Here is a 25,362-nt window from a genome sequence, read left to right as displayed (position 1 = left end):
CACAGCAGCCCAGCCCCGCCCCCGACCCCAACCCCGATCCCCCCACTCCCCATCCCCATACGGCTCCCGACGAGCTACCGGGCCGCGCTCAGGAACTCCGTCAGGATCCGCTCGCCCGCCAGCACGCCCCGTTCCGGAAGCGCCGTGATCCCCGGTCCCGTCCACCCCGCCTCGGCCAGCTCGCCGTGGCCGGGGCGCCAGCCGCGGTCCGCGGCCAGCAGGAGGTCGGCGTCGAGGAGGGAGTCGCCGGCCGCGAGGGTCAGCGTCGCGCCCGTACGGCGGGCGACCTCCCGCATGGCGGCGCTCTTGGTCAGCGGCTTCGGCACCGCGTAGATCTTGCGGCCCTGGACGGAGACGGTCCAGCCGCGGTCCTCCGCCCACACGGCCAGTTCCTTGGCCCACTCCGCGGGCAGCAGGTCGCGCTCGACGACGAAGTACACGAACAGGTCCTCGGCGACCCGCTGCTTGAGCACCCAGGCCGGGTCCGCGGCAGCCGCCATGTGTGCGCGCACCTCGTCCAGCGGGGCGCACTCCCGTGCCAGGCGCTCGGTCACCGCCGTGTGCCACGCCGGGTCGGAGACGCCGTCGACGAGGAGGTGGCCGCCGTTGGCGCAGATCGCGTACGTCGACGCGGGGCCGGGGAGCCGGATGCGGTGGTACTGCTCGCGGGTACGGGTCGTGGTCGGGACGAAGTCCGCCGCCCCGCCCAGTTCGGTGAGCAGCCCGGCCGCGGTCTCGGTCACGTACGACAGCGGTTTGCCCCCGTAGACCTCGACGCAGAGCAGACGGGGCGCCTCGGCGTCGGGCGTGGTCAGCGCGAGCGCGTTGGCGGAGTAGATGAGCGTGCGGTCGAGGTCGCTGGCGACGAGCGCGCGAGGACGCACACCGGGAGTGGGGCCGGTCGGGTTCGGCATCAGACCGTCACCGCCCGGCCGTCGGCGCCGGTCGCGCCGCGCGTGTACTTGGGGTGGATCAACCCGACGCAAGTGTACGGGAGTTCGGCGACCTCCTCGACGGGTACGCCGCGCTGTTCGGCGAGCAGCCGTACATGGTCGAGGTCGGCGCCCGCTCCGGCACGGGCGAGGATCTTCCAGGGGACGCGGCGCAGCAGCACCCGGGTCGCCTCGCCGACGCCCGGCTTGACGAGGTTCACGTCGTGGATGCCGTACTCCTCGCTGATCCGCTCGACGGCCGCCCAGCCCTCCCAGGTCGGGGTGCGGTCGGTGGCGAGCAGTTCCTTGACCCGGTCGTCCACCGCGTCGCCGACCTCGTCGAAGCGGGCGGAGATCGCGTCCAGGAAGTCGGTGGACACGTCCGAGCCGGCGAGTTCGCGGTAGAACTTCGCCCCGTGGTAGTCGTGCTCCCCGACCAGGTCCGCGCGGAGCACCGTACGCGAGACGAGCCCGGAGACGGTGGAGTTGAGGCAGGCGGACGGGATGAGGAAGTCCTCCCGGGTGCCGTACGTCCGTACGCAGGAACCGGGGTCGGCGAGGACCGCGATCTCCGGGTCGAAGCCGCCGATACCGTCGGTGGCCTCGAACTCCTCGATGGCCTGGGCCAGTTCGCGGGTGATGGCGCCCTTGCCCGTCCAGCCGTCGACGAAGACGACGTCGGCCGGGTCGTGGTGGGCGGCCAGCCAGCGCAGCGCGTTGGCGTCGATGCCGCGGCCGCGCACGATGGAGACGGCGTAGTGCGGCAGGTCGACGCCGTGGCGGTGCTGCGCCCAGCGGCGCATCAGGACGCCGACGGGGGTGCCGGCACGGGCCAGGGAGACGAGTACGGGCCGCGGTGAGCGTTCCGCCAGCACGGTCTCGGTGACCGCGCCGACGGCCAGGGCGATGCGGGCGGCCGAGGTGGCGAGCGCGTCGCGGAACAGCTCCTGGTACTGCGGGCTCGGCTGGTACTCGACCGGGAGCGACTCGGCGTAGTGGGCGCCACCGCTCTGGATGGCCTCCTCGCGCTCCTCGGTCGGCGCCTCCAAGCGGGTGTCCGAGAGGTCCTGCAGCAGCCAGCCGACCTCGTCCGACGCGTACGAGGAGAAGGCGGGGCCACGGAGGGGCTCGGGCAGCATCGAGGGCCTTTCAGCGGAGGATTCGAGTACAGCGGGTGCAGCGGACGCAGCGGGTACAGCCGGTGCGGCGGAGACAGCCGGTGCGGCGGGTACAGCCGGTGCGGCGGGTACAGCCGGTGCGGCGGGTACGTACGAGGGGACGACGGCGAGCAGGACGGTCCGCGTGTGGGCGGCCAGCTGCGCCAACAGGCCGTCCGGGGCGTGCAGCGCGGGGGTGTCCGCGGTGGAGTCGACCACGGCGACGACGGCGTCGAAGCCGGCTCCGGCGACGTTGTAGGCGTACCGCTCGCCGGGGCCGTCGGCCGGGTCGTCGTGGGCGGGGAAGACGAGCCGGGTGCGGATCGCGTAACCGGGGTCGTCGACGGCCAGCACGGGTGAGCGGGTGGTCGTGGAGTAGCGCACCTCGGCGTCGGTCATCTTCTCCAGCGCGACCCCGAGCCGCAGCGGCGCGTACATCAGCTCCTCGAAGCCGAGGACGAGGACGCGGCCGTGGCGGGCGTCGGGCGGGAGCGCCCCGGCTATTCGGGCCGCCATGGCGGGCAGTGCGCCTTCGAGACGGACGCGGTGCTCGGGCGTGAAGCCGTGCCGTCCGCCGTCGGCGAGGCCCTGCGGCCAGCCGAGGTCCACGCGGACGACGCCGGCGGGGTCCGGTCGGGGCGCGGGCGCCACGGCGGCCGCCTGCTCGTGCTCGGCGACGAGCGCCTGACCCTTCTCCAGTACGCCCTCGGGGAGCCGGACGGTGCCGGAGGCGGCCGTCACGAGGTCCACGGTGGCGTCGATCTCGCGGGCGAAGTCCGCGAGGCGGCCGAGGTCCGCCGCCGAGCGCATGTCGACCAGGGCGACGATGACGTACCGGCTGCGCGGATAGCGTCCGTGCAGGTCACGGATGGTGTTGAGGACCGTGTTGCCGGTGGAGAACTCGTCGTCGACCAGGACGAGCGGGCCGTCGGTGGCGAGCAGGTCCGGGTTCTCCGGGAGGAGCAGGTGCGAGGTGGCGTGCGAGTGGGACTCCTCGAAACCGCCCGCCCGCGCGACGCCCTCGACGGGGCGCCGGGTGGAGTGGAGGCAGGGGGCGAGGCCCACGCCGTCCGCGACCGAGTGGCCGAGTCCGGTGGCCGTCTCCGCGTATCCGAGGACGACGGCGCGGCGGGCCTCGTCCTCGCCGAGCAGGTCGCGTACGCGCAGGCCGAGCGCGAATCCGTACCCGTACACGACGGCGGGTGACTGCGGTACGTGCTTGCCGAGCACGTTCGACACGAGCAGGTGCGCCCTCCTGGGGTTGCGCCGCAGCGCGAGTCCCAGCAGCTCCCCGAGGCCCTCGTCGCCGCCGAGTTCGACGCCGAGCCGTCCGGCGACCCAGCTCCCGGACCAGACCTCACCGCTGGCGGATCCGGCCCCGGTGCCGGATCCCGTTCCGGAACCGGTCCTGGTGGCGGCCTCGGTCCCCGGACGGAAGCCCGTCGCGGACCAGACGCCGGACCCGTCGTGCACAGCCTTGTTCATGGATTCCTTGGGTGTCGGACGGTGTCGGACGGTGGGATGGCCGCGCGGCGGTGGGTGTCAGCCGGAGATTCCGGCGGCGAGCAGCTCCACGAAGCCGATGTCCTCGTTGGTGACGCCGAAGACCTCGGCGCGCTGGAGGGTCCGCTCCGCCCAGGCGCGGTGCGGCTTCACCTCGTTCATCTTGTTCGTGTACGCGGACCGCAGTACGCCTCCGCCGCCCCGCTCGGGCCGCAGGATGTCCTGGGCGTCGCTGAACTCCTCGTGGCTCACGACGGACAGGGCGTGCACCGGCAGTACGTGCGAGGGGTGGATGCAGGTCTTGCCCTCCAGCCCGTTGGCCCGGTCGAGGGAGATCTCCCGCAGCAGGCCGTCCATGTCGTGCTCGATCAGCGAGGCGCGCAGGGCGTCCGCCTCGGGATGGAAGGGGCTGCGGCGCAGCTGCGGCTTGAACATGCGCTCCTGGACGCGGAAGTACTCCCACACGGGCCCGGTCACCGTGAAGCCGGTGCCGTCGGCCCGTCCGAGGACGTTCACCACGTCGGCTATCACGGAGGCCACTATCTGTACGTCGTACGCGGTCATGTCGGGCGCCCTGCGGAGCCCGTACGCCGAGCAGAAGTCGGTGACGCCGAGCCGCAGGGCGAGCACGCGGTCGCGGTACTTGTCGACGGCCCGGAAGATCCCCGCGAGGGTCTCCGCCCTCGACTCGCGGTAGAGCAGTTCGGGTGACTCCAGGACCGGCATGGCGAAAAGCCGTCGTGCGCTCGCACCCTCCGCCTCGGTGAGCGCCTCCAGAAACGGGATGCCCCGCTCCTCGGTGAACTTCGGCAGTACGAATCCGGACAGGTGGCGGACGGACGCGCCGAGGCGGCGGACGAGGTCGGGGATCTGCTCGGGTGCTCTGACCCGGATGAAGAGCAGGGGCAACGCGGCCTCGGGGCAGCGTTCGGCCAGATCCCCGAACTGCCGGACGAGGTTCTCCTCGGCGCCGACGACGTCCGCGTCGTCGATCGAGTCCTCCAGACACAGGACCATCGAGACGACCCCGCGACCGGTCTGCTTGATGATGTCGTCGGCCAGCTTTTCCCTGGTCGCAGGGCTGTAGAGGGTGGCCCCGAGAGCGGCGGCGAGGAGCCGGGGCGAGGAGTCCGCGGTGAAGTCGCACGGCTCCTGGAAGAAGAGGCGCTCCCGCACCTCAGGGGCGAGATGCCCGAAATGACGCATGAGTTACCCCCGGGGCGGCTGTGCGGCCTGACGATATGTGGCCGGTAATAGTACGTAGAGATCCGTGTCAAGGGTTCCCATCGGGCATGAAATTCAGGTAACGCAGACAAACACCATTGTGCCCTCGTCTTCGCACAACAAGCCGAACCGGACCACAACCCCGCGTTGTCGTGACCAGGACCGAGAAGGCAGGATGACCGCATGACGCACGCCATGCTGAAGGGGTCGAACGTCCCGCTGGACGCCACGGCGGTGCGCGCCGTGCTGCGCTGGACCCCGGGGCGGGGTCTTCCGGACGTGGACGCCTCGGCGCTGCTGCTCGGCTCCGACGGCCGGGTGCGGTCGGACGAGGACTTCGTCTTCTACAACCAGCCCCGGCATCCTTCGGGCAAGGTCTGGCGGCTCGGCAAGAAGCGGGTGAACGACGGTCCCGCCGAGGGGCTCACCGACACGATCCAGGCGGACCTGGCGGGCGTCGACGAGAGTGTGGGGCGGGTTCTCCTCGTCGCCTCCGCCGACGGTGTCACCTTCGACCGCGTGCGGTCGCTGCGGATCCTGGTGTTCGACGCCACGATCGCGGACGCCGAACCGCTGGCGTACTTCGACATCAAGCCGGAGACCGGTGAGGAGACCGCGCTGATCTGCGGTGAACTGTACCGGCGCGGGGAGGGCTGGAAGTTCCGGGCGCTCGGCGAGGGGTACTCGAACGGGCTGCAGGGGCTGGCGTCCGACTTCGGTATCTCGGTGGACGAGTCCGAGGCGGAGGCCGAGGGCGGGGCCGGGGAGGGGGCCGCGGGGTCGGCCGGTGCGCGGTCTCAGCCGCAGCCTCAGTCGCAGGCTCAGCCTCAGGCGCTGCCGCCCGAGCGGCCCGCGCAGGTGCCGCAGCAGCCTATCCAGCCTGCTTACGGGTATCCTCCGGCCGCGCCCGGTCCGGAGCCTACGCGGCAGCAGCCGCCTGCCACCCAGCCTGCGTACGGGTATCCGCAGCCCACGGGTCAGCCTGCCTACGGGTATCCCCAGTCGGCTGGGCCGGTGCCCGACCCGGACTTCCGTCTTCCTCCGCAGGGGCCGCAGTTCATCGGACGCTGAGCCCGCGCGTTGCCGGCTGCGGCCCGGTTGTGGCCGAGCGCGCAGTTCCCCGCGCCCCTTACGGCGCCTCAAGGGGCGCGCAGCACGTCACCCGCGGGCCGCATGGGGCTGGGCGCGCAGTTCCCCGCGCCCCCTGCGGGGCCGGGGGGTGCTAGCGGTCGGCCTTTGCCTTGTAGCCTCTGCCCCATTGGAGGCCCCAGCCGTAGAGGCGGTCCAGTTCTGCCTGGAAGCCGTAGACGAACTTCACCTCGCGGCGTACGACCAGTTCGTTCTTGACGTTCTCGATCATGACGACCGCGCAGGACCTGGCCTGCGAGTGCCGTTCGTCGAGGCCGATCTCGACCCGTGGCCCGTTGCTCGGGTACAGCGTCACGATCGCGTGCGTACGGTCGAACGCCGGGGTCTGGTCGTAGATGTAGACGAAGACCAGGAGCCGCTTTATCTCCTCGCGGTGGTCGAGGTTGACGAAGATCGTCTCGCCCGAGCCGGAGCCGAAGCGGTCGTCACCGCTGAGCTTCACGTACGGCGCGCCGTTGAGCTCGCCGAGGAAGCCCCCGAGCGGCTGGACGACCCCCTTGGTGCCGTCGGTCAGCTCGTACATGCAGCCGAGGTCGAGGTCGACGTTGACCATGGACTGCGTGTGCGCCTGCACCACCTCCGGCTTGAACGCCCTGAAGGGGTGGCGCAGCAGACTCTCCCGCTGGGGCCCGCCTATGTCGGAGGTCCGCATCCGCCAGGACAGGTTGATGCGGAGGTTGCCGGTGGCCGCGCCCTGCTTGGTGAGTGAGATCGTGTGGTTCCGTTTGGTCAGCTCGATGGCGTTGGTCGCCGCGCTGCCCGAGTCGAACTGCGTGGCCCGGCTGCCGCTCCACAGATTGTCCCAGAACTTCATTCCCGCCCCCACCCTCACCTGTTCGCCCCGCCCCGGCGAAGAGCCGGGGCCCCTACGCGAGGGCGGCCGCCGAGGACTCCTCGGCGGCCGCCCTCACAGAGCGTTCCTCAACCTGACCGGTGTCACACCCCGGACGAGACCTGTGTCTTGTCGTCCGAGGGGTCAGCTTTTCCCCCGGCGGCCTCCAGCGCCTTGTTGCGGCGGACGGAGGACCAGAAGGACCAGGCGATCAGGACGACGCCGATGAGACCGGTGATGATCTCGTTGACCTCGAACCGGATGGTGATCAGGAGGATCGCGGCCAGGGCGCCGATGGCGTAGTGGGCGCCGTGCTCCAGGTAGACGTAGTCGTCCAGCGTGCCCTGGCGGACCAGGTAGACGGTGAGCGACCGGACGTACATCGCGCCGATACCGAGGCCGAGCGCCATCAGGATGATGTCGTTGGTGATGGCGAAGGCGCCGATGACGCCGTCGAAGGAGAAGGACGCGTCCAGGACCTCGAGGTAGAGGAACATGAAGAACGCGGCCTTGCCGACCATGGCGCCGGCGGAGATCTCCTTGCCCTTGGCCTTGGCCTCCTCCTCGGCCTCGTGTTCACGCTCCTCGGCTTCCTCCAGGCGGTTCTCGAAGAACCCGGAGAGCCCGCCGACGACGAGGTAGGTGATGAGGCCGGCGACGCCGGAGAGCAGCACCGTCTCCGTCTTGTCGGCGGATCCCGCGTGCAGGTGGGCGTGCGGGGCGAGGAACAGCGCGGTGACCAGCAGGACGATCAGCGCGATGCAGGCCGAGAGCATGTCGACCTTGCCGAGCTTGGCGAGCGGGCGCTCCAGCCAGCCGAGCCACTTGATGTCACGGTCCTCGAAGATGAAGTCGAGGAAGATCATCAGCAGGAACATGCCACCGAAGGCGGCGATCGACGGGTGGGCGTCGGTGACGAGCTCCTGGTAGCGATCCGCGTCGTTCAGTGCCAGGTCGACCGCCTCGATGGGGCCGAGCGAAGCACTGATCGCGACGATCACGACGGGGAAGATCAGCCGCATTCCGAAGACGGCGATGAGGATGCCGATGGTGAGGAAGATCTTCTGCCAGAAGGCACTCATCTTCTTCAGGATGCCGGCGTTGACCACCGCGTTGTCGAAGGACAGCGAGATCTCGAGGATGGACAGGATCAGCACGATCCCGAAGGCGGTCCACCCGCCGATCAGCACCGCTGCGACCAGGCCGAGCGCGGTGACCGCGAACGACCAGCCGAAGGTTTTCAGAACCACTGGCTACCCAATCGTGAGTTGGGGGGCTACCCCCGGACGAAGTCCGGAGGGGGTTTCCCCCCGCCGTACCCGGCTTTACGAAACATTGACCACGAAGTCTAGAGGGCCGACTCCCCGGAGGAGAGGGCCGGGCCCGTCCCCCCGGAGAGTCGCAGGTCCAGCGGGTCCGAACCCGGGTGGCACGCCTGCTGCCAGGGGACACCTCGATTTCGGGGCACCACGGCAGACTCTCCGATCACAGAAGGCGTCTTCCGCGTACTCCGCTTTACGAAACGTTGACTCCGAAGTCCAGGGCGATGCCCCGCAGCCCCGACGCGTAGCCCTGGCCCACCGCGCGGAACTTCCACTCGCCGCCGTAGCGGTAGACCTCGCCGAAGATCATCGCGGTCTCGGTGGAGGCGTCCTCGGAGAGGTCGTAGCGGGCGAGCTCCTGGCCGTCGGCCTGGTTGACGACCCGGATGAAGGCGTTGCTCACCTGACCGAAGGTCTGGCCGCGGTTGTCGGCGTCGTGGATGGAGACCGGGAAGACGATCTTGTCCACGCCGGCGGGCACCTTGGAGAGGTCGATCAGGAGGGACTCGTCGTCGCCGTCTCCCTCACCCGTGAGGTTGTCCCCGGTGTGCTCGACCGAGCCGTCCGGGCTCTTGAGCTGGTTGTAGAAGATGAACCACTCGTCGCCGAGCACCCGTCCCGAGTTGCACAGCAGCGCGCTGGCATCGAGGTCGAAGGGAGCTCCGGTGGTGGAGCGCGCGTCCCAGCCGAGCCCGATCATCACCTGTGTGAGGTTCGGTGCGGCCTTGGAGAGGGAGACATTGCCCCCCTTGGCGAGCGTGACGCCCATGTTCTTGGTCCTCTCCGGTGGAGCCGTTGGGTTGTGCTGCGGAACCACCACGTCCGGCGCCGCACTGGGAGTGTGCGGCGCCGGACGCGAAGTGGTGGAGCGGCCCGGGACCGCACGCGGTCCCGAGGAGGGCTCAGACGTTGACGCCGAAGTCCTGCGCGATACCGCGCAGGCCCGAGGCGTACCCCTGGCCGATGGCGCGGAACTTCCACTCCGCGCCGTGCCGGTACAGCTCGCCGAAGACCATCGCGGTCTCCGTCGAGGCGTCCTCGGAGAGGTCGTACCGGGCGATCTCCGCCTCGCCGGCCTGGTTCACGACGCGGATGAACGCGTTGCGGACCTGGCCGAACGACTGCTGGCGGTTCTCGGCGTCGTAGATGGAGACCGGGAAAACGATCTTCTCGATGTCCGCCGGGACCCCGGCGAGGTTGACCTTGATCTGCTCGTCGTCGCCCTCGCCCTCACCGGTGGTGTTGTCACCGGTGTGCTCGACGGAGCCGTCGGGGCTCTTCAGGTTGTTGAAGAACACGAAGTTGGCGTCACTGCTGACCTTGCCCTCCGCGTTCGTCAGGATGGCGCTGGCGTCGAGGTCGAAGTCGGTACCGGTGGTGGTGCGGATGTCCCACCCCAGACCGATGATGACCGCGGTCAGGCCCGGGGCCTCCTTCGACAGCGATACGTTGCCGCCCTTGCTGAGGCTGACTCCCACGAGTCCTCCCATTGGTGTCCGGGGGCGGGAAGCCCCGTAGTGCGTTGGTATCGGATCAACGTGTCGATCCTAGTGAGGGGTTCCCGGTCACCGCAGGCCCTGGGCGCGAAGAATCCCGAAGTGTCGGCATCCCTGCCCGCGGGGCGGCGCCGGTGCCGGGTCACAGGGCGTCGAGTGCCCGTACGTACTCGTCCAGGTCACGCGCGTCCGGCAGGGCGTTGGCGACGGTCCAGCGGACGACACCCTCCTTGTCGATGACGAAGGTGCCGCGCACCGCGCAGCCCTTGTCCTCGGCGAAGACGCCGTAGGCGCGCGAGACCTCGCCGTGCGGCCAGAAGTCCGACAGGAGCGGGTACTCCAGGCCCTCCTGCTCGGCGAAGACGCGCAGGGTGTGGATCGAGTCGTTCGAGACGGCGAGGAGCTGGGTGTCGCGGTCGGCGAAGCGCGGCAGGTTGTCGCGCAGCGCGCACAGCTCGGCGGTGCACACGCCGGTGAAGGCGAAGGGGTAGAAGAGCAGCACCACGTTCTTGGCGCCGCGGAAGTCGGAGAGCCGCACGGTGGCGCCGTGATTGTCCCTGAGCTCGAAGTCCGGGGCCTTGTCGCCGACCTCGATCGCCATGGTGCTGCGTCCCTTCCGTCGAATCGGGCCGTTCGGGTGACACCCACCCTACGCAGCGTCCCCGCGGGCCCTTGAGGGCGCCCCGAAGGGGCCGCCCTGCAGGGGCGCGGGAAACTGCGCGACCAGCCACGACGGCCCGCGGCGCTCCACAGGCCCCGGCAGGCAGGCAGACGGCCACCGGTCGTGTACCGGGTGCGGGCACGCCGTGGCTGGGTGCGCAGTTCCCCGCGCCCCTAGAAGCGCCGGGTGCGGGTGCGTCGTGGCTCGGCGCGCCGTTCCCCGCGCCCCTGAAAAACGCCGGGTGCGGGTGCGTTGTGGCTGAGCGCGCCGTTCCCCGCGCCCCTGAAAAACGCCGGGTGCGGGTGCGTCGTCGTCTGCGGGGTTGGACGGACGAGGCCCCCGTCGACCGGAGTCGGCGGGGGCCTCCTGGCCTCGGCTGCGCCTCAGCGCTTCTTGGCGGCCGTCTTCGGCGTCGCCAGCTTCGTGCCGCTCCAGTCCTTCCCCACGCTGATGCCCTTGGTCTGGGACAGACCCGCGGTCGTCACAGCTTCGGCGATGTCGCTGGGCTCCACATAACCGTCTCGGCCGGTCTTGGGCGTCAGCAGCAGGACGGCGCCGCCCTCTTCGACGTACGTGGTGGCATCCACCAGCGCGTCCGTCAGGTCGCCGTCGTCGTCTCGGAACCAGAGCACGACGGCGTCGGCGACGTCGTCGTACTCCTCGTCCATGAGCTCGCTGCCGATTACTTCTTCAATGGCCGAGCGGAGCTCCTGGTCGACGTCATCGTCGAAGCCGATCTCCTGGACCACCTGCTCGGGCTGGAATCCCAGCCTGGCGGCCAGGCTCGTCCGCTCCTCCGCGTGGTCCGCGGTCGCGCTCACGGGTTGCCTCCTGATCATGTTCGGTAATGGGGTCCTCCCCAGCTCGGGCGAAGCCGAGACCTTGGGGAAGTTCAAGCCACGCGCGTGCGCGAAGCATTGGCCGTAGTCCACACGGGCGGGGCGGATCGCGCAAGTACCCGGCCGTCCAGACCGCCGAAACGGTGACGATCCAGGCCGTGTCGCCGCAACTCCTGTCAGGGAATCACAGCCATTGGTGACGCACACCACAGGAATCTGCCCGGTTTGCGAATTTCGGAACCCTACGAGGGTACGAGACTCGAATGCCTTTGCGGTACACGTCACGGGCCGGGCGTATCGTTGCGATTCGCCGGACCCGCCCTTGCGGGAACGGGACGAACGTGTCGGTTACCTCTCGGTAGAGATGACGTTTCCGCTCCCGAGGTACACGATGGGGAACGGCGCAGACGCCCAGGAAACCAGAGAAAAACCAAAGTAAAAACTGGGAAGAACCGAGAAGAAGCGGCCCCCGAGAGCGAAGGAACAGCGTGGCTTCCGGACCCGATCGCAACCCGATCATCATTGGCGGCCTTCCGAGTCAGGTCCCTGACTTCGATCCCGAAGAGACCCAGGAGTGGCTCGACTCCCTCGACGCCGCTGTCGACCAGCGCGGCCGGGAGCGGGCGCGCTACCTCATGCTGCGGCTGATCGAGCGGGCCCGCGAGAAGCGCGTGGCCGTGCCCGAGATGCGCAGCACCGACTACGTCAACACCATCGCCACCAAGGACGAGCCGTTCTTCCCCGGCAACGAGGAGATCGAGCGCAAGATCCTCAACGCGACCCGCTGGAACGCGGCCGTGATGGTGTCCAGGGCCCAGCGGCCCGGGATCGGCGTCGGCGGCCACATCGCCACCTTCGCGTCCTCCGCCTCGCTGTACGACGTGGGCTTCAACCACTTCTTCCGCGGCAAGGACGAGGGCGACGGCGGCGACCAGATCTTCTTCCAGGGGCACGCCTCCCCCGGTATCTACGCCCGCGCGTTCCTCCTGGACCGCCTCGACGAGGCGCAGCTGGACGGCTTCCGCCAGGAGAAGTCGAAGGCCCCGCACGCGCTGTCCTCGTACCCGCACCCGCGCTCGATGCCGGACTTCTGGGAGTTCCCGACCGTCTCCATGGGCCTCGGCCCGCTCGGCGCGATCTTCCAGGCGCGGATGAACCGCTACATGGAGGCGCGCGGCGTCGCGGACACTTCCACGTCGCACGTCTGGGCGTTCCTCGGCGACGGTGAGATGGACGAGCCGGAGTCGCTCGGCCAGTTGTCGATCGCCGCGCGTGAGGGCCTGGACAACCTGACCTTCGTGGTCAACTGCAACCTCCAGCGCCTCGACGGCCCGGTGCGCGGCAACGGCAAGATCATCCAGGAGCTGGAGTCGCAGTTCCGGGGCGCCGGCTGGAACGTCATCAAGGTGGTGTGGGACCGCAGTTGGGACCCGCTGCTCGCGCAGGACCGCGACGGCGTGCTCGTCAACAAGCTGAACACCACGCCCGACGGCCAGTTCCAGACGTACGCGACCGAGACCGGCGCGTACATCCGTGAGCACTTCTTCGGCGGCGACCACCGGCTGCGCGGCATGGTCGAGAACATGACGGACGACCAGATCCTGCACCTGGGCCGCGGCGGTCACGACCACCGGAAGGTCTACGCGGCCTTCGCGGCGGCCAAGGCGCACAAGGGCCAGCCGACCGTGGTCCTCGCCCAGACCGTCAAGGGGTGGACGCTCGGCCCGAACTTCGAGGGCCGCAACGCCACGCACCAGATGAAGAAGCTGACGGTCGCCGACCTCAAGGGCTTCCGCGACCGGCTGCACCTGCCGATCTCCGACAAGGAGCTGGAGTCCGGCGCGCCGCCGTACTACCACCCGGGCCGGGACTCGGAGGAGATCCAGTACATGCACGACCGCCGCAAGGGCAACGGCGGGTACGTCCCGACGCGTGTCGTGCGGTCGAAGCCGCTCGCGCTGCCCGAGGACAAGACGTACGCGAGTGTGAAGAAGGGCTCAGGGCAGCAGTCGATCGCCACCACCATGGCGTTCGTACGGCTGCTCAAGGACCTCATGCGGGACAAGGAGATCGGCAAGCGGTTCGTGCTGATCGCACCGGACGAGTACCGCACGTTCGGCATGGACTCGTTCTTCCCGAGCGCGAAGATCTACAACCCGCTCGGGCAGCAGTACGAGGCGGTGGACCGGGAGCTGCTCCTCGCCTACAAGGAGTCGCCGACGGGGCAGATGCTGCACGACGGCATCTCCGAGGCGGGCTGCACGGCCTCCCTCATCGCGGCCGGCTCGGCGTACGCCACGCACGGCGAACCGCTCATCCCGGTCTACGTCTTCTACTCGATGTTCGGTTTCCAGCGCACCGGTGACCAGTTCTGGCAGATGGCCGACCAGTTGGCGCGCGGGTTCGTGCTAGGGGCGACCGCCGGACGCACGACCCTGACGGGTGAGGGTCTGCAGCACGCCGACGGGCACTCGCAGTTGCTCGCCTCGACGAACCCGGCGTGCGTGGCCTACGACCCGGCGTACGGGTTCGAGATCGCGCACATCGTGCAGGACGGGCTGCGGCGGATGTACGGCTCGTCCGAGGAGTACCCGCACGGCGAGGACGTCTTCTACTACCTGACCGTCTACAACGAGCCGATCCAGCACCCCTCGGAGCCGGCGGACGTCGACGTCGAGGGCATCCTCAAGGGCATCCACCGCTTCGCGCCCGGGACGTCGGGCTCGATCCCGGCGCAGATCATGGCGTCGGGTGTGGCGGTGCCGTGGGCGGTCGAGGCGCAGCGGATCCTCGCCGAGGAGTGGGACGTACGGGCCGATGTGTGGTCGGCGACCTCCTGGAACGAGCTGCGGCGCGAGGCGGTGGAGGTGGAGCGGCACAACTTGCTGCACCCGGAGGAGGAGCAGCGCGTTCCTTACGTGACGCGCAAACTCTCGGGGGCCGAGGGGCCGTTCGTGGCCGTCTCCGACTGGATGCGGTCCGTTCCTGACCAGATCTCGCGGTGGGTGCCGGGGACTTACCAGTCGCTGGGCGCGGACGGGTTCGGGTTCGCGGACACGCGTGGTGCCGCCCGGCGGTTCTTCCACATCGACGCGCAGTCGATCGTGGTGGGGGTGCTCACGGAGCTCGCGCGGGAGGGGAAGGTGGACCGGTCGGTGCTGAAGCAGGCGGTGGATCGGTATCAGCTGCTTGATGTGGCTGCGGCGGATCCTGGTGCGGCGGGCGGGGACGCGTAGTCGTTGACCCGGGGCCCTGCGCGGGCCCGGGCCCGCCGCCGCCCCGGGTCGCGTGTCGCCTGCGGGCGCGCGAGGGCTGGTCGCGCCGTTCCCCGCGCCCCTGGGGGCGGGGCCTCCGGCGAGTGCGCCGTTCCCCGCGCCCCTGAGAGGCCGGGGGCCTGCGGGCAGGTGTGCGGGTGCGGGTGTGTGGGGGTTGAGCGCGCAGTTCCCCGCGCCCCTATCGGGGCGCAGCCCCGTCTTTCAAGGGGCGCGGGGAACTGCGCGACCGGCCGGCGGCTGCCCGCAGACGACAACCTGGCTGTGTCGGGGCGCAGCCCCGTCTTTCAGGGGCGCGGGAAACTGCGCGGCCGGCCATGAGGGCGGGCGGCGCCTAAAAAAAGTGCCCCGCGGCCGGAGTGGCCGCGGGGACTTTTCAGAGGCGCTCTCATCGGGCGGTCAGAACACGCCCGTGCCGGGACCCGCCGTTCCGGCCATCCACACGATGGCCAGGATCGTGTCGATCGCTCCCAGCACCACGGCGATCACCGCAGGCAACGGCTTCGCGCCGTTCCAGCGGCGCCCCATGGCCAGCCAGCCGCAGACGATCGCCGCCGGGCCGAGGATGATTCCCAGCACGAAGAAACCGGCGACCGCGCAGATGACTCCGATGATTCCGAGCGTCGCGCTGTCCGGCCCGCTCCGTGACCCCGTACGGCGACGCGAGCGAGGGTGTTTGCGCGTGGTGTGACCAAAGCCCGCCATCATCAACTCCCTGGACCTATGAGCCGACCGAATGCCGGTCGGTTCGGGCTCGAAAGTCGGGTACCCCGGTCATGTCAATTCAGACCCGTACTTCTTTTCGACGGGGGGCGGCGCGCTGCCCCCCTCCGGCAGCACGCCGCGTCCACAACCGAACTGCCCGTCTCGTACAGATCAGTCGAGAGCACTCTGACCTGCAACCCGGGCAATATGAAAGTCATACGGGAAGGCATCACCCGGATAGGGGAAAGCCCCGCCGAATCAACTCGGCGGGGCCGCGCGGAAAGTGACGGGACGAACCCTAGATGTGGCCGACGCCCGCGCCCGCCTCCGCGTTGGCACCCCGCTTGGTGAGGAAGGCGACGAAGACGGCCACGACGGCGACACCGGCCGCGACGAGGCTCGCCGTGCTCATCCCGGAGATGAACGTGTCGTGGGCGACCTCCGTGATCTTGGCGGCGATCTCCGGCGGGGTCCCCTGCGCCACCGGCGGAGCACCCACCTGGACCGCCTCCGCGGCCTGGTCGAGTTCCTCCGGGGCGAGCTTCGGAAGCCCCGCGTCGGCCCAGTTGCCCGCGAGGTCGCTGTCGACCTTGGAGGCCATCACGGCACCCAGGACGGCCGTGCCGAGGCTGCCGCCGATCTGCATGGCGGCCTGCTGGAGACCTCCCGCGACACCGGAGAGCTCCATCGGCGCGTTGCCCACGATGACCTCGGTGGCGCCGACCATGACGGGCGCGAGACCGAGACCGAGCAGCGCGAACCAGAGCGACATGAGCCCGCTGCCCGTGTCCGTCTCCAGCGTCGAGATGCCGAACATGGCGACGGCGGTGAACGCCATACCGCCCGCGAGCGGAACACGCGGACCCGTCCTGCTGATCATCGCGCCGGCCAGCGGCGAGCCGACGATCATCATGCCGGTGAGCGGCAGCAGGTGCAGACCCGCGTCGATCGGGCTCATCCCGTGCACGTTCTGCAGGTAGAAGGTGACGAAGAACAGGCCGCCCATGAAGGCGATCGCCATGAGCACCATCAGGACCACACCGGCCGACAGTGCCACGGACCGGAAGAGGCCGAGCGGGATGAGCGGCTCGCGCACCCGGTTCTCCCAGAACGCGAACAGGGCGAAGCCGAGCACCGCGATGCCGAGGAAGCCCCAGGTCAGCGCGTCGCCCCAGCCCCACTCCGGCGCCTTGATGAGCGCCCAGACCAGGCAGAACATGGCACCGGACAGCAGGCCGATGCCGAGCAGGTCGAAGGAGCGCGGCGCGTTCGCCGCGCGGTGGTCGGTCAGGATGACCGCGCCGAGGACGACCGCGAGGATGCCGACCGGCACGTTGATGAAGAAGACGGACTGCCAGCTGACGTGCTCGACGAGCACCCCGCCGAGGATCGGACCGCCCGCGGTGGAGGCGCCGATGACCATGCCCCAGATGCCGATCGCCATGTTCAGCTTGTGGGCCGGGAAGGTGGCCCGCAGCAGGCCGAGCGCGGCCGGCATCAGCAGCGCGCCGAACAGGCCCTGCAGTACGCGGAAGACGACCACGAAGGCGATGCTGTCGGAGAGGCCGATGGCCCCCGAGGCCGCCGCGAAGCCGACCACGCCTATCAGGAAGGTCTGGCGGTGGCCGAACCGGTCACCGAGCTTGCCCGCGGTGATCAGGGTGACGGCGAGCGCGAGGAAGTAGCCGTTCGTGATCCACTGGACGTCGGCGAAGGTGGCGCCGAGGTCCTTCTGGATGGCCGGGTTCGCGATCGCCACGATGGTGCCGTCGAGGGCCACCATCATGACGCCGACGGCCACAGTGATCAGGGTGTACCACGGGTGCCCGCGCAGCCCCTTGCCCGGGGCCGTACCGGAGGCGGCCGCCGGGGCCTCGTCGGCCGGGCCCGTCTTGTCGACGGTGGTCTGACTAGTCATGCCTTCGAGGTTAGTGACAGTCGCTGACAATTGACAAACCAATTCACAATTCGGTAACTGACAAGTCATCGGCGGTGCGGGTGCGCCAGACGGACGGACACCTGAGCGCCACCGAAGGACGAGAAGAGGACCCCCATGGACACGGCGCCACGGCCGGGGCTGCGCGAACGCAAGAAGCAGCGCACCCGGGACGCGCTGGTACGGGCCGCCCTGGAGCTGTTCACCGCCAACGGCTACGAGAAGACGACGGTCGACGAGATCGTCGACGCCGTCGACGTCTCCCAGCGCACCTTCTTCCGGTACTTCGCCGGCAAGGAGGAAGCCGCCTTCGCCGTCCAGGAGATGACGGAGGCCCACTTCCTCGACGCGGTACGCCGGCGCCCGCCCCACGAACCCCCGCTGGACGCGCTGCGCCGGGCCGTGATGGCGAACTGGGACACCATCGGGGAGGCCATCGAGGCCGTCGTCCCGATCGAACTGCACATGCGCACGTTCCAGTTGATCGAGTCGACGCCCGCGCTGCTCGCCGCCCACCTGTGCCGCCAGGAGGGACTGGAGGAGGAACTCGCCCGGGTGATCGCGGAGCGCGAGGGCGTCGACGTGGACGCCGATCCGCGCCCGCGGGTGGCGGTGGCCCTGTTCGGCGGCGTGCTGCGGCTGACGGCTCGCCGGTGGGGAGCGGGCCAGGACTTCAGCGTGGCCGCGATGCGGGAGCTGACCGCCTCATATCTGGACCAGATCGGGCCCGCGTTGGCGGAGAACTGGCACACGCGAGACAACAGGGGCACCGGGCACGTGGAGTGACTCCTGCCGTACGCGGAGTTCCACTCACATGCGCACGTACCATCTCATGTGCGTACACGGGGAGTTGACCCCGGGCGCGATCAAACCACTTTGCCCCAATTACCCCGACGGAAACGTGATCCGTCTCACTCGATTGACGCGAGACCCTCCCGTTCTCCTAGTGTGTCCTTTCAGTGACTTCCTTCGACTCCACCCCCCAACTCAATGTCTGGCGCATGCTGCTCGCGCTGGCCGTCGTGTTCGTGATGCTCGGGACCACCGGCTGGACCGCGGTGCGCAACCACCGGGGGGCGGCCACCCCGCTCGCGACCTCCCTGGCCGCCTGGGAACGCGGTCACCTCGGCGGGCACCGGCTGCCGGACCCGCACGCGACGACGCCGGCCCGGCTGGCCCGCTTCTTCGCCTCGCTCGACGCGCGCCAGCGCACCCGGCTGGCCGCCCGCTACCCGCTCGCGGTCGGCAACATGAACGGGGCGCCGGTGGGTCTGCGGTACCGCGCCAACCGCATCGCCCTCGACCAGGCACGCGAGGTCGAGCGGAAACGCATGCGCGACAAGCGGCTCTCGCCGGCCGGCCGGCACGACGCGGGCCGCCGGATGCACCGGTACGAGGCGCTGACGGGAAAGAAGCGACGCGTCCTCGCCTTCGACCCGATGGGGTCGGGCCGGGTCGCGGAGGTCTTCGGCGACCTCGTTCGGGCCGACCGGGTGTCGGTCGTGGTGCCCGGTGTCGACACCGACCTGCTGACCTTCCAGCGCACCCGACGCAAGTACACGGCGCCCGTCGGGATGGCCGTCGCCCTGTACCGCGCCGAACGCGAGGCGAGCCCCGGGACGCGTACGGCCGTCATCGCGTGGGCCGACTACACGGCACCGAGCGGGCTCGGCATGGACGCCGCCACCGGGATCCGCGCCGAGGAGGGGGCGGTCCGGCTCGGCGCCCTCGTCCGGGCGCTGCCCGGCCGCTCGCGCGTCGCGCTCTACTGCCACAGCTACGGCTCCGTGGTGTGCGGGGTCGCCGCGCGTGCGCTGCCGGCCCGGGTCACCGACATCGCGGTCGCGGGCAGTCCGGGCATGCGGGTCGAGAGGGCGGCGCAGCTGCGCACCACGGCCCGGGTGTGGGCCGTGCGGGACTCCGACGACTGGATCGAGGACGTACCGCACCTGGAGGTCGGCGGGCTCGGGCACGGCGCCGATCCCATGTCCGCGGAGTTCGGCGCACGGGTGCTGTCCGCGCGCGGGGCCGAGGGACACACCGGATATTTCGAGCCGGGGACCGACAGCCTGCGGAACTTCGCCGAGATCGGGATTGGCGCGTACCACGCGGTTCGCTGCGCGCACCGGGACGACGTGTGCCGGAAGGGCCTGTCCGGCCCGGCCGAAGTGGGACGCGCGTAGAGAACGAGGAAAGAGCGGTCCGTACAGGGAGGGGACTAGGAAGCGCATGCCGCATACGATGGCCCGCATGGGTGACGTACTGGCCGGATTTCATGCCGCCTGGGAGTTCGCGTCCGACTCCGTGCTCATCCGCTTCGAACGGGGGATTCGCACGCCGAAGCTGTTCCAGGCGCTCGGTGAGCGCCGCATCCCGCTCGACGCGATCGCCGCGGTGACGCTGACGCACGGCAAGCGCGGGACGGTCGTCCTGCGCGCCGTGCCGAGGGCGGGGGCGGACCCTCTCATGGAGGCCGCCGCGGGACAGCTCAAGGATGCGTGCGATCCCTATCGGCTGGTGCTGCCGGCCGAGCGCGAGACTCTCGCCGAGTACTACGCGGACGAGTTGCGCGGGCTGCTCGCGCCCGACACCGGGCCGGTGGAGCGGTATCTCGTGCGGGCGCCCGAGACGCCGCTGCAGTTCAAGGCGTACGACGGGAAGGCGTCCTTCGACGGGAAGTCCGTGACGTTCCGGTGGTTCTGGACCGGGGCCTCGTCCGCGAAGTGGAAGGCGGGCGACCAGACGTTCGCGGTCGCCGATCTGTGCGGAGTGGAGTGGCGGTCGCCCGAGGTGTTCGAGGGGCATCTGCGGTTGCTGCGCCGGGACGCCCCGGCTGCGGCCGAGCAGCCGGGGCAGGCGGATCAGGATCCGGCTGCCGTCGTGTTCGGGCTGGGGTACGGGCCGGTGCACGAGTCGTTGCCGTTCGCGGCGGCGGTGCTGGGGGCGGTGCGGGCCGGTGGGCCTGCGGGCCTTGCGGAGGGGGCCGGTGTGGCCGTGGGGGCTCGGCGGGATCCGGGAGGTGTCGCCGACCGGATTCGGCACCTTGGGGAGTTGCATTCGGCGGGGCTCGTCACGGACGAGGAGTTCTCCGCGAAGAAGGCGGAGCTGCTTGCGGAGCTGTGACGCCGGTTGTCGGGTGCGGGTGCGTTGTGGCTGGGCGCGCCGTTCCCCGCGCCCCTGACAAGCGTCCGCCGCGCGGAATCGGCAGGTGCGGGTGCGTTGTGGCTGGGCGCGCCGTTCCCCGCGCCCCTGACAAGCGTCCGCCGCGCGGAATCGGCAGGTGCGGGTGCGTTGTGGCTCGGCGCGCAGTTCCCCGCGCCCCTGGCCAGCGCCTGCCGCGCGGAATCGGCAGGTGCGGGCGCGTCGTGGCTCGGCGCGCCGTTCCCCGCGCCCCTGGCCACCTAGGGGCGCGGGGAACTGCGTGGGCCGCCGCCGTCGGGGCGGGTGTTTTTATTCTCGGCCTGCTGATGTGAATGTCATGTCGCCGTAGCGGTTTCCTGCGACCTTTGCGGCGATCGGGGCCAGTACCGCCAGGTCGGACTCCGTGAGGGCGATGCCGGCCGCCGCCGCGTTCTCCTCCACGCGGGCGGGCCTGCGGGTGCCGGGGATGGGAACGACCGGGAGGCCGTGCACCGTCGCCTGCTGGTGGACCCAGGCCAGGGCGATCTGGCCGACCGAGGCGCCGTGGGCCGCGGCCACCGACCGGATCGGCTCCAGCAGAGCCGCGTTCGCCGCCGCGTTGTCCCCCGTGAACCGCGGCTGCTGACGGCGGAAGTCGCCGGCCGTGAGGTCCGTGTCGGCGTTCGCGAAGGAACCGGTGAGGAAGCCCCGCCCGAGCGGCGAGTACGGGACCAGGGTCACGCCCAGTTCGCGGGCCGCCGGGACGACCCTCGCCTCGATGTCCCGGCTGAACAGCGACCACTCCGACTGGACGGCCGCGATCGGGTGCACCGCCTGCGCGGCCCGCAGTTCGCCGCCCGTCACCTCGCTGAGGCCGAGCTGCTTCACCTTGCCCTCGCGGACCAGCTCGGCCATCACGCCGACGGTCTCCTCGATCGGGACGTTCACGTCACGGCGGTGCATGTAGTAGAGGTCGATCACCTCGACGCCCAGCCGCTCCAGGCTCGCCTCCACGGCCTGCCGGATGTACGGCGCGTCGTTGCGGATGATCCGCCGGGTCGGTTCGTCCGGCGGGATCGTCAGCGCGAACTTCGTCGCGATCACGACCTCGTCCCGGTGCGCGGCGAAGAACGGCGCCAGGAACCGCTCGTTCTCGCCCTGCCCGTACGCGTCGGCGGTGTCGTACAGCGTGATGCCCAGTTCCAGCGCGCGCTCCAGCGTGGCCCGCGCCTCGCCGGCGTCGGTGGGGCCGTACGCGAAGCTCATGCCCATGCAGCCCAGGCCCTGCACGCCGACCTCGGGGCCGTCCGTGCCGAGCTGTGCCGTCGCGATCCTGCTGTCCGTCATCGGGACCTCTCCGACGCCAGGGCCCGCCCGGCGTCCGCATAGAAATTGATCTTCCGGTCGAGCACGGCGAGGGTGTCCTGGAGCTCGGCGATCCGGGCCCGTACGTCCCGGCGCGTGGCTTCGAGGAGTTCGAAGCGGTCGGTGTACGTGTCGTCGCCCGCCCGCACCATCTCCGCGTACCGCACCATGTCGGCGACCGGCATCCCGGTCAGCCGCAGCTTGCCGACGAGGTCCAGCCAGTCGAGGTCGCGGTTGCTGTAGCGGCGCTGCCCGGTGTGCGAGCGGTCGATGTGCGGCATCAGGCCGATCCGCTCGTACCAGCGCAGGGTGTGCGCCGTCAGGCCGGTGAAGGCGACGACCTCGCTGATCGTGTACTGGTCCCGGCCGTCCGGACGCCGCGTGGCCCGCCCGGCGTGCGGTGGGTTCGCGCTGGTGTCGGTCCCGGGCTCCGTGGTCTCCATCACCGTCATGACCTCCACGCTAAAACCCTGGAGTGCACTCCAGGCAAGCGGAATCCGATGAAATTCCGACGACACACGGCCGTGCCGCTGGCTACCGTGCCGATCATGAGTCTCGTACGACGTGCCGTGCCCGAGGACGCCGGGGAACTGCTCCGGCTGCGTCAGGTCCTGATCGACAGCATGCCCGGGGCCGACACGTCCACGGACTGGCATGCCGAGTCGCTCGCCACCGTACGGAAACGGCTGGGCGATCCCGACGGGGGGTTCGCGGCGTTCGTCGTCGATCACCCGGAGCGTCCGGGGGCGTTGGGGGCGCTCGTGGCGGGGACCGTGGAGTACCGGATCGGGCGGCCCCGGAATCCGCACGGACGGATCGGGTACGTGTTCAGCGTCGCCACCGATCCCGAGCTGCGGCGACGAGGATACGCGCGGGCGTGCATGGAGGCGCTCGTGGAGTGGTTCCGGGAGCGCGGGGCCGGTCAGATCGACCTGACCGCCTCGCCGGAGGCCGCGCCGCTGTACGAGTCGATGGGTTTCGTCCGTACGCCGGATCCGCTGATGCGGCTGAAGTTCTGACCGGCGCCGCCCGTAGGCTGCGTACATGTCTCCGCAGAGCCTCGCCCTGATCGAACAGTGGCCCGTTCCCACCGCTGCCGCCGCCGTCGTACGGGCGGACGGGACCGTACTCGGGACCCACGGCCCCGTCGACCGGCCCTTCGCGCTCGCCTCGGTCAGCAAGCCGCTCGCCGCCTACGCCGTGCTCGTGGCCTACGAGGAAGGGGCCGTCGAGCTGGACGAGCCGGCCGGGCCCGAGGGGTCCACCGTGCGGCATCTGCTCGCGCACACCAGCGGCCTCGCCTTCGACGAGCACCGGGTGACGGCGCCGCCCGGGCAGCGGCGGCTGTACTCCAACGCCGGGTTCGAGCAGTTGGGCGAGCACCTCGCGAAGGCGACGGAGATCCCCTTCGGCGAGTATCTGAAGCAGGCGGTGCTGGAGCCGCTGGGGATGACGTCGACGACCCTCGACGGCTCCCCCGCGAGGGACGGTGTCTCGACCGTCGAGGACCTGGTGCGGTTCGCCGCGGAGGTGCAGGCGCCGAGGCTGCTCGACCCGCGGACGGTCGCCGCGGCGATGACCGTGCAGTACCCCGGGACGAAGGGCGTCCTGCCGGGGTACGGCCACCAGAACCCCAACGACTGGGGCCTCGGCTTCGAGATCCGGGATGCCAAGTCCCCGCACTGGACGGGGAGTTCGTCCTCACCGCGTACCTTCGGGCACTTCGGCCAGTCCGGCACGTTCCTGTGGATCGACCCGGACGCGGGAGCCGCCTGCGTGGCCCTGACGGACCGTCAGTTCGGCGAGTGGGCGGTCGAGGCATGGCCCGCCTTCACGGACGCGGTACTCGCCGAACTCTGAGACACGAACCCCGCCGGCCGGGCTATGCCATCTCCCACAGCAGCAGCTCCACCTCGCCCCGGGCCACCACCTCCAGCCCCGCCGTGTCCGTGGCGCGCACCGCGTCCCCGGCGCCCAGCACCGCGCCGTCCAGCACCACTTCGCCGCGTACGAGATGGGCGTACAGGAAGCGCGCGTCCGGCACGGCGGTCCGCTCCCCCGGGGCGAGGCGGCGCACGTGCAGCATCGCGCCGGCCGCCGGCACGGCGTACGGCGTCGCGTCGGCGATCCCGTGCACGACCTCGTACGCGGGCTCGCCCCCCGGCTCCAGCGGTGCGAGCCACATCTGGACGAACCGCAGCGGCAGGGCGCCGTCGTTGCGTTCGACGTGCCGGACCCCGCCCGCCGAGCTGAGGCGCTGGACGTCCCCGGGGCGTACGACCGACTCGTGCCCCGTGCTGTCCCGGTGGGTCAGCTCGCCCTCGACGACCCAGGTGACGATCTCGGTGTGACTGTGCGGGTGCTCGCCGAAACCGGCGCCGGGCGCGAGCCGCTCCTCGTTGCAGGCGATGACCGCGCCGAAGCGGAGGTTGTCCGGGTCGTAGTGCGGGCCGAAGGAGAAGGCGTGCAGGGACTCGATCCCGGCCGCCGGATCGCCTCCGCGGTAGCGCTCGCCGGCGCGCCGTACGTCCATCACGCGACCCACGGTAGACCCGCCGGGCGTGCCACCTGCGACCCTCCGCCGCATCCCCCCGTCCGGATGAGGCAGTCTTGTTCCGTGCCCGAACCCGAATCCAGCAACACCGAACGCGCCGCGCGCGCCGCCCAGGCGCACACCGCGACCCTGAAGCGGCTGGAGAAGTCGTCCGGCAGTCTCGCCGCCCAGGCCATCGCGCGCATGGACGAGACACTGCCCTGGTACCGGGCGATGCCCCCGGAGAACCGGTCGTGGATCGGCCTCGTCGCGCAGGCCGGTATCGCCGCGTTCACCGAGTGGTTCCGGCATCCGGACGCTCCGCAGGCGATCTCCACGGACGTCTTCGGCACCGCCCCGCGCGAACTGACCAGGGCCATCACCCTGCGCCAGACCGTGGAGATGGTGCGGACCACGATCGAGGTGATGGAGTCCGCGATCGACGAGGTCGCGGCCCCCGGTGACGAGAACGTGCTGCGCGAGGCGCTGCTCGTGTACGCGCGGGAGATCGCCTTCGCCACCGCCCAGGTGTACGCGCAGGCCGCCGAGGCACGCGGTGCCTGGGACGCCCGGCTGGAGTCGCTGGTCGTCAACGCGGTCCTCTCCGGCGAGGCGGACGAGGGGGCGGTGTCCCGTGCCGCGGCCCTCGGCTGGAACTCCCCCGAGCATGTGTGCGTGGTGCTGGGCACGGCACCCGACGGTGACAGCGAGCTGACCGTGGAGGCCATCCGGCGGGCCGCCCGGCACGCCAAACTGCAGGTGCTCACCGGTGTCCTCGGTGACCGTCTCGTCGTCATCGCGGGCGGCAGCGACAATCCGCTCGCCGTCGCGAAGTCGCTGATCGGGCCGTACGCGGCGGGAGCCGTGGTGGCCGGGCCCGTGGTGCCCGACCTGCTCGCCGCGACCCGCTCCGCACAGGCGGCGGCCGCCGGGCTCAAGGCGTGTTTCGCCTGGCAGGACGCTCCGCGTCCGGTGCTGGCGGACGACCTCCTGCCGGAGCGCTCGATCGCCGGTGATCCCGCGGCGCGCGACCAGTTGGTGGAGGAGATCTACAGACCGCTGGAGGAGGCCGGTTCCGCGCTCCTGGAGACGCTCAGCGTCTATCTCGAACAGGCGAGCAGTCTCGAAGGGGCGGCCCGGATGCTCTTCGTGCACCCCAACACCGTGCGCTACCGGCTTCGACGTGTGACTGACGTCACCGGCTGGTCACCCTCCGACGTGCGTTCGGCGTTCACGCTGCGGATCGCGCTGATCCTGGGGCGTCTGGCCGATGGAGATCCCCAAGCCTAGGCTTTTGTAGGGGACCTACAATTCCC

The 25,362-nt window shown here is 70.5% G+C and carries 22 protein-coding genes; 8 read left to right on the top strand and 14 right to left on the bottom strand.

Annotated features, from left to right (window positions below; genetic code table 11):
- Positions 1–74 precede the first annotated feature (74 nt).
- Genes ACFYXC_RS02970 through ACFYXC_RS02960 form a run of 3 tightly spaced genes read right to left on the bottom strand, consistent with a single transcriptional unit; the run spans position 75 to position 4,798 of the window.
- Entirely contained in the window at positions 75–914 is an 840-nt protein-coding gene (locus ACFYXC_RS02970; protein WP_388908526.1) for an HAD family hydrolase, read from the bottom strand.
- A complete protein-coding gene (locus ACFYXC_RS02965; RefSeq protein WP_389546149.1) occupies positions 914–3,574 on the bottom strand; it encodes a phosphoribosyltransferase in 2,661 nt (886 codons plus the stop codon). Before ACFYXC_RS02965 ends, ACFYXC_RS02970 begins: the two co-directional genes overlap by 1 nt.
- A 57-nt stretch (positions 3,575–3,631) precedes the next feature.
- Positions 3,632–4,798 (bottom strand): HpcH/HpaI aldolase/citrate lyase family protein, encoded by a 1,167-nt coding sequence (locus ACFYXC_RS02960; protein WP_388908530.1) that lies wholly within the window; start codon positions 4,796–4,798, stop codon positions 3,632–3,634.
- Positions 4,799–4,999: 201 nt separating this feature from the next.
- Between ACFYXC_RS02960 and ACFYXC_RS02955 the strand changes: the two genes are divergently transcribed.
- Complete coding sequence (locus ACFYXC_RS02955) at positions 5,000–5,887, top strand: TerD family protein (RefSeq protein ID WP_389546145.1); 888 nt, start codon at positions 5,000–5,002, stop codon at positions 5,885–5,887.
- Positions 5,888–6,038: 151 nt separating this feature from the next.
- On the opposite strand, the gene ACFYXC_RS02950 is transcribed toward ACFYXC_RS02955, so the two are convergent.
- The 6 genes from ACFYXC_RS02950 to ACFYXC_RS02925 form a co-directional block, all read right to left on the bottom strand.
- Positions 6,039–6,779, bottom strand: a complete 741-nt coding sequence (locus tag ACFYXC_RS02950; protein ID WP_389546142.1) for a Tellurium resistance — start codon at positions 6,777–6,779, stop codon at positions 6,039–6,041.
- 122 nt (positions 6,780–6,901) lie between these two features.
- Positions 6,902–8,047, bottom strand: coding sequence for a DUF475 domain-containing protein (locus ACFYXC_RS02945; RefSeq protein ID WP_389546139.1), 1,146 nt, complete (start codon positions 8,045–8,047; stop codon positions 6,902–6,904).
- A gap of 265 nt (positions 8,048–8,312) precedes the next feature.
- The gene (locus ACFYXC_RS02940; RefSeq protein WP_221357651.1) at positions 8,313–8,888 is read right to left on the bottom strand and encodes a TerD family protein; all 576 of its coding nucleotides are present in this window, start codon (positions 8,886–8,888) and stop codon (positions 8,313–8,315) included.
- A gap of 133 nt (positions 8,889–9,021) precedes the next feature.
- Positions 9,022–9,597 (bottom strand): TerD family protein, encoded by a 576-nt coding sequence (locus ACFYXC_RS02935; RefSeq protein WP_055617911.1) that lies wholly within the window; start codon positions 9,595–9,597, stop codon positions 9,022–9,024.
- 160 nt (positions 9,598–9,757) lie between these two features.
- Positions 9,758–10,216, bottom strand: a complete 459-nt coding sequence (locus tag ACFYXC_RS02930; protein ID WP_389546135.1) for a peroxiredoxin — start codon at positions 10,214–10,216, stop codon at positions 9,758–9,760.
- Positions 10,217–10,659: 443 nt separating this feature from the next.
- Positions 10,660–11,097, bottom strand: coding sequence for a DUF3052 domain-containing protein (locus ACFYXC_RS02925; RefSeq protein WP_055519877.1), 438 nt, complete (start codon positions 11,095–11,097; stop codon positions 10,660–10,662).
- 506 nt (positions 11,098–11,603) lie between these two features.
- Here ACFYXC_RS02925 and aceE point away from each other — a divergent pair.
- The gene (aceE, locus tag ACFYXC_RS02920) at positions 11,604–14,351 is read left to right on the top strand and encodes a pyruvate dehydrogenase (acetyl-transferring), homodimeric type (protein WP_389546132.1); all 2,748 of its coding nucleotides are present in this window, start codon (positions 11,604–11,606) and stop codon (positions 14,349–14,351) included.
- 435 nt (positions 14,352–14,786) lie between these two features.
- Here aceE and ACFYXC_RS02915 read toward each other — a convergent pair whose 3' ends face one another.
- Positions 14,787–15,095 (bottom strand): small hydrophobic protein, encoded by a 309-nt coding sequence (locus tag ACFYXC_RS02915; RefSeq protein ID WP_388909120.1) that lies wholly within the window; start codon positions 15,093–15,095, stop codon positions 14,787–14,789.
- Between the two features lie 295 nt (positions 15,096–15,390).
- Positions 15,391–17,010 carry an MFS transporter gene (locus tag ACFYXC_RS02910; protein ID WP_388908544.1) on the bottom strand — a complete coding sequence of 540 codons (1,620 nt, stop codon included), beginning with the start codon at positions 17,008–17,010 and terminating at the stop codon, positions 15,391–15,393.
- A gap of 135 nt (positions 17,011–17,145) precedes the next feature.
- On the opposite strand from ACFYXC_RS02910, the gene ACFYXC_RS02905 reads away from it, so the two are divergent.
- From ACFYXC_RS02905 to ACFYXC_RS02895, 3 genes are all read left to right on the top strand, one after another.
- On the top strand, positions 17,146–17,814 hold the full coding sequence (locus ACFYXC_RS02905) for a TetR family transcriptional regulator (RefSeq protein WP_389546128.1): 669 nt from the start codon (positions 17,146–17,148) through the stop codon (positions 17,812–17,814).
- A gap of 173 nt (positions 17,815–17,987) precedes the next feature.
- The gene (locus ACFYXC_RS02900) at positions 17,988–19,211 is read left to right on the top strand and encodes an alpha/beta hydrolase (RefSeq protein ID WP_389546125.1); all 1,224 of its coding nucleotides are present in this window, start codon (positions 17,988–17,990) and stop codon (positions 19,209–19,211) included.
- Positions 19,212–19,278: 67 nt separating this feature from the next.
- Positions 19,279–20,151: a DUF4429 domain-containing protein gene (locus ACFYXC_RS02895; protein WP_389546123.1), complete on the top strand. Its 873-nt coding sequence runs from the start codon at positions 19,279–19,281 to the stop codon at positions 20,149–20,151.
- 327 nt (positions 20,152–20,478) lie between these two features.
- Here the strand turns inward: ACFYXC_RS02895 and ACFYXC_RS02890 are convergent, their stop codons facing one another.
- Both ACFYXC_RS02890 and ACFYXC_RS02885 read right to left on the bottom strand, forming a co-directional pair.
- Positions 20,479–21,495 carry an aldo/keto reductase gene (locus ACFYXC_RS02890; protein WP_389546120.1) on the bottom strand — a complete coding sequence of 339 codons (1,017 nt, stop codon included), beginning with the start codon at positions 21,493–21,495 and terminating at the stop codon, positions 20,479–20,481.
- A complete protein-coding gene (locus ACFYXC_RS02885; RefSeq protein ID WP_388908554.1) occupies positions 21,492–21,965 on the bottom strand; it encodes a MerR family transcriptional regulator in 474 nt (157 codons plus the stop codon). The genes ACFYXC_RS02890 and ACFYXC_RS02885 overlap by 4 nt, the downstream gene beginning before the upstream one ends.
- Before the next feature lie 96 nt (positions 21,966–22,061).
- Between ACFYXC_RS02885 and ACFYXC_RS02880 the strand changes: the two genes are divergently transcribed.
- Both ACFYXC_RS02880 and ACFYXC_RS02875 read left to right on the top strand, forming a co-directional pair.
- A complete protein-coding gene (locus tag ACFYXC_RS02880) occupies positions 22,062–22,532 on the top strand; it encodes a GNAT family N-acetyltransferase (RefSeq protein ID WP_388908557.1) in 471 nt (156 codons plus the stop codon).
- 25 nt (positions 22,533–22,557) lie between these two features.
- On the top strand, positions 22,558–23,373 hold the full coding sequence (locus ACFYXC_RS02875) for a serine hydrolase domain-containing protein (protein ID WP_389546116.1): 816 nt from the start codon (positions 22,558–22,560) through the stop codon (positions 23,371–23,373).
- A gap of 22 nt (positions 23,374–23,395) precedes the next feature.
- Here the strand turns inward: ACFYXC_RS02875 and ACFYXC_RS02870 are convergent, their stop codons facing one another.
- A complete protein-coding gene (locus tag ACFYXC_RS02870) occupies positions 23,396–24,046 on the bottom strand; it encodes a pirin family protein (RefSeq protein WP_389546754.1) in 651 nt (216 codons plus the stop codon).
- 84 nt (positions 24,047–24,130) lie between these two features.
- Here ACFYXC_RS02870 and ACFYXC_RS02865 point away from each other — a divergent pair, with 84 nt between their 5' ends.
- The gene (locus tag ACFYXC_RS02865) at positions 24,131–25,336 is read left to right on the top strand and encodes a PucR family transcriptional regulator (RefSeq protein WP_389546113.1); all 1,206 of its coding nucleotides are present in this window, start codon (positions 24,131–24,133) and stop codon (positions 25,334–25,336) included.
- The last annotated feature ends 26 nt before the right edge of the window (positions 25,337–25,362 follow it).

It is taken from the genome of Streptomyces sp. NPDC002701, assembly GCF_042889045.1.
Taxonomy (GTDB): Bacteria; Actinomycetota; Actinomycetes; order Streptomycetales; family Streptomycetaceae; genus Streptomyces.
The sequence above is the reverse complement of the archived record's forward strand: the minus strand, read 5'-3'. Positions and strand labels throughout refer to the sequence as shown.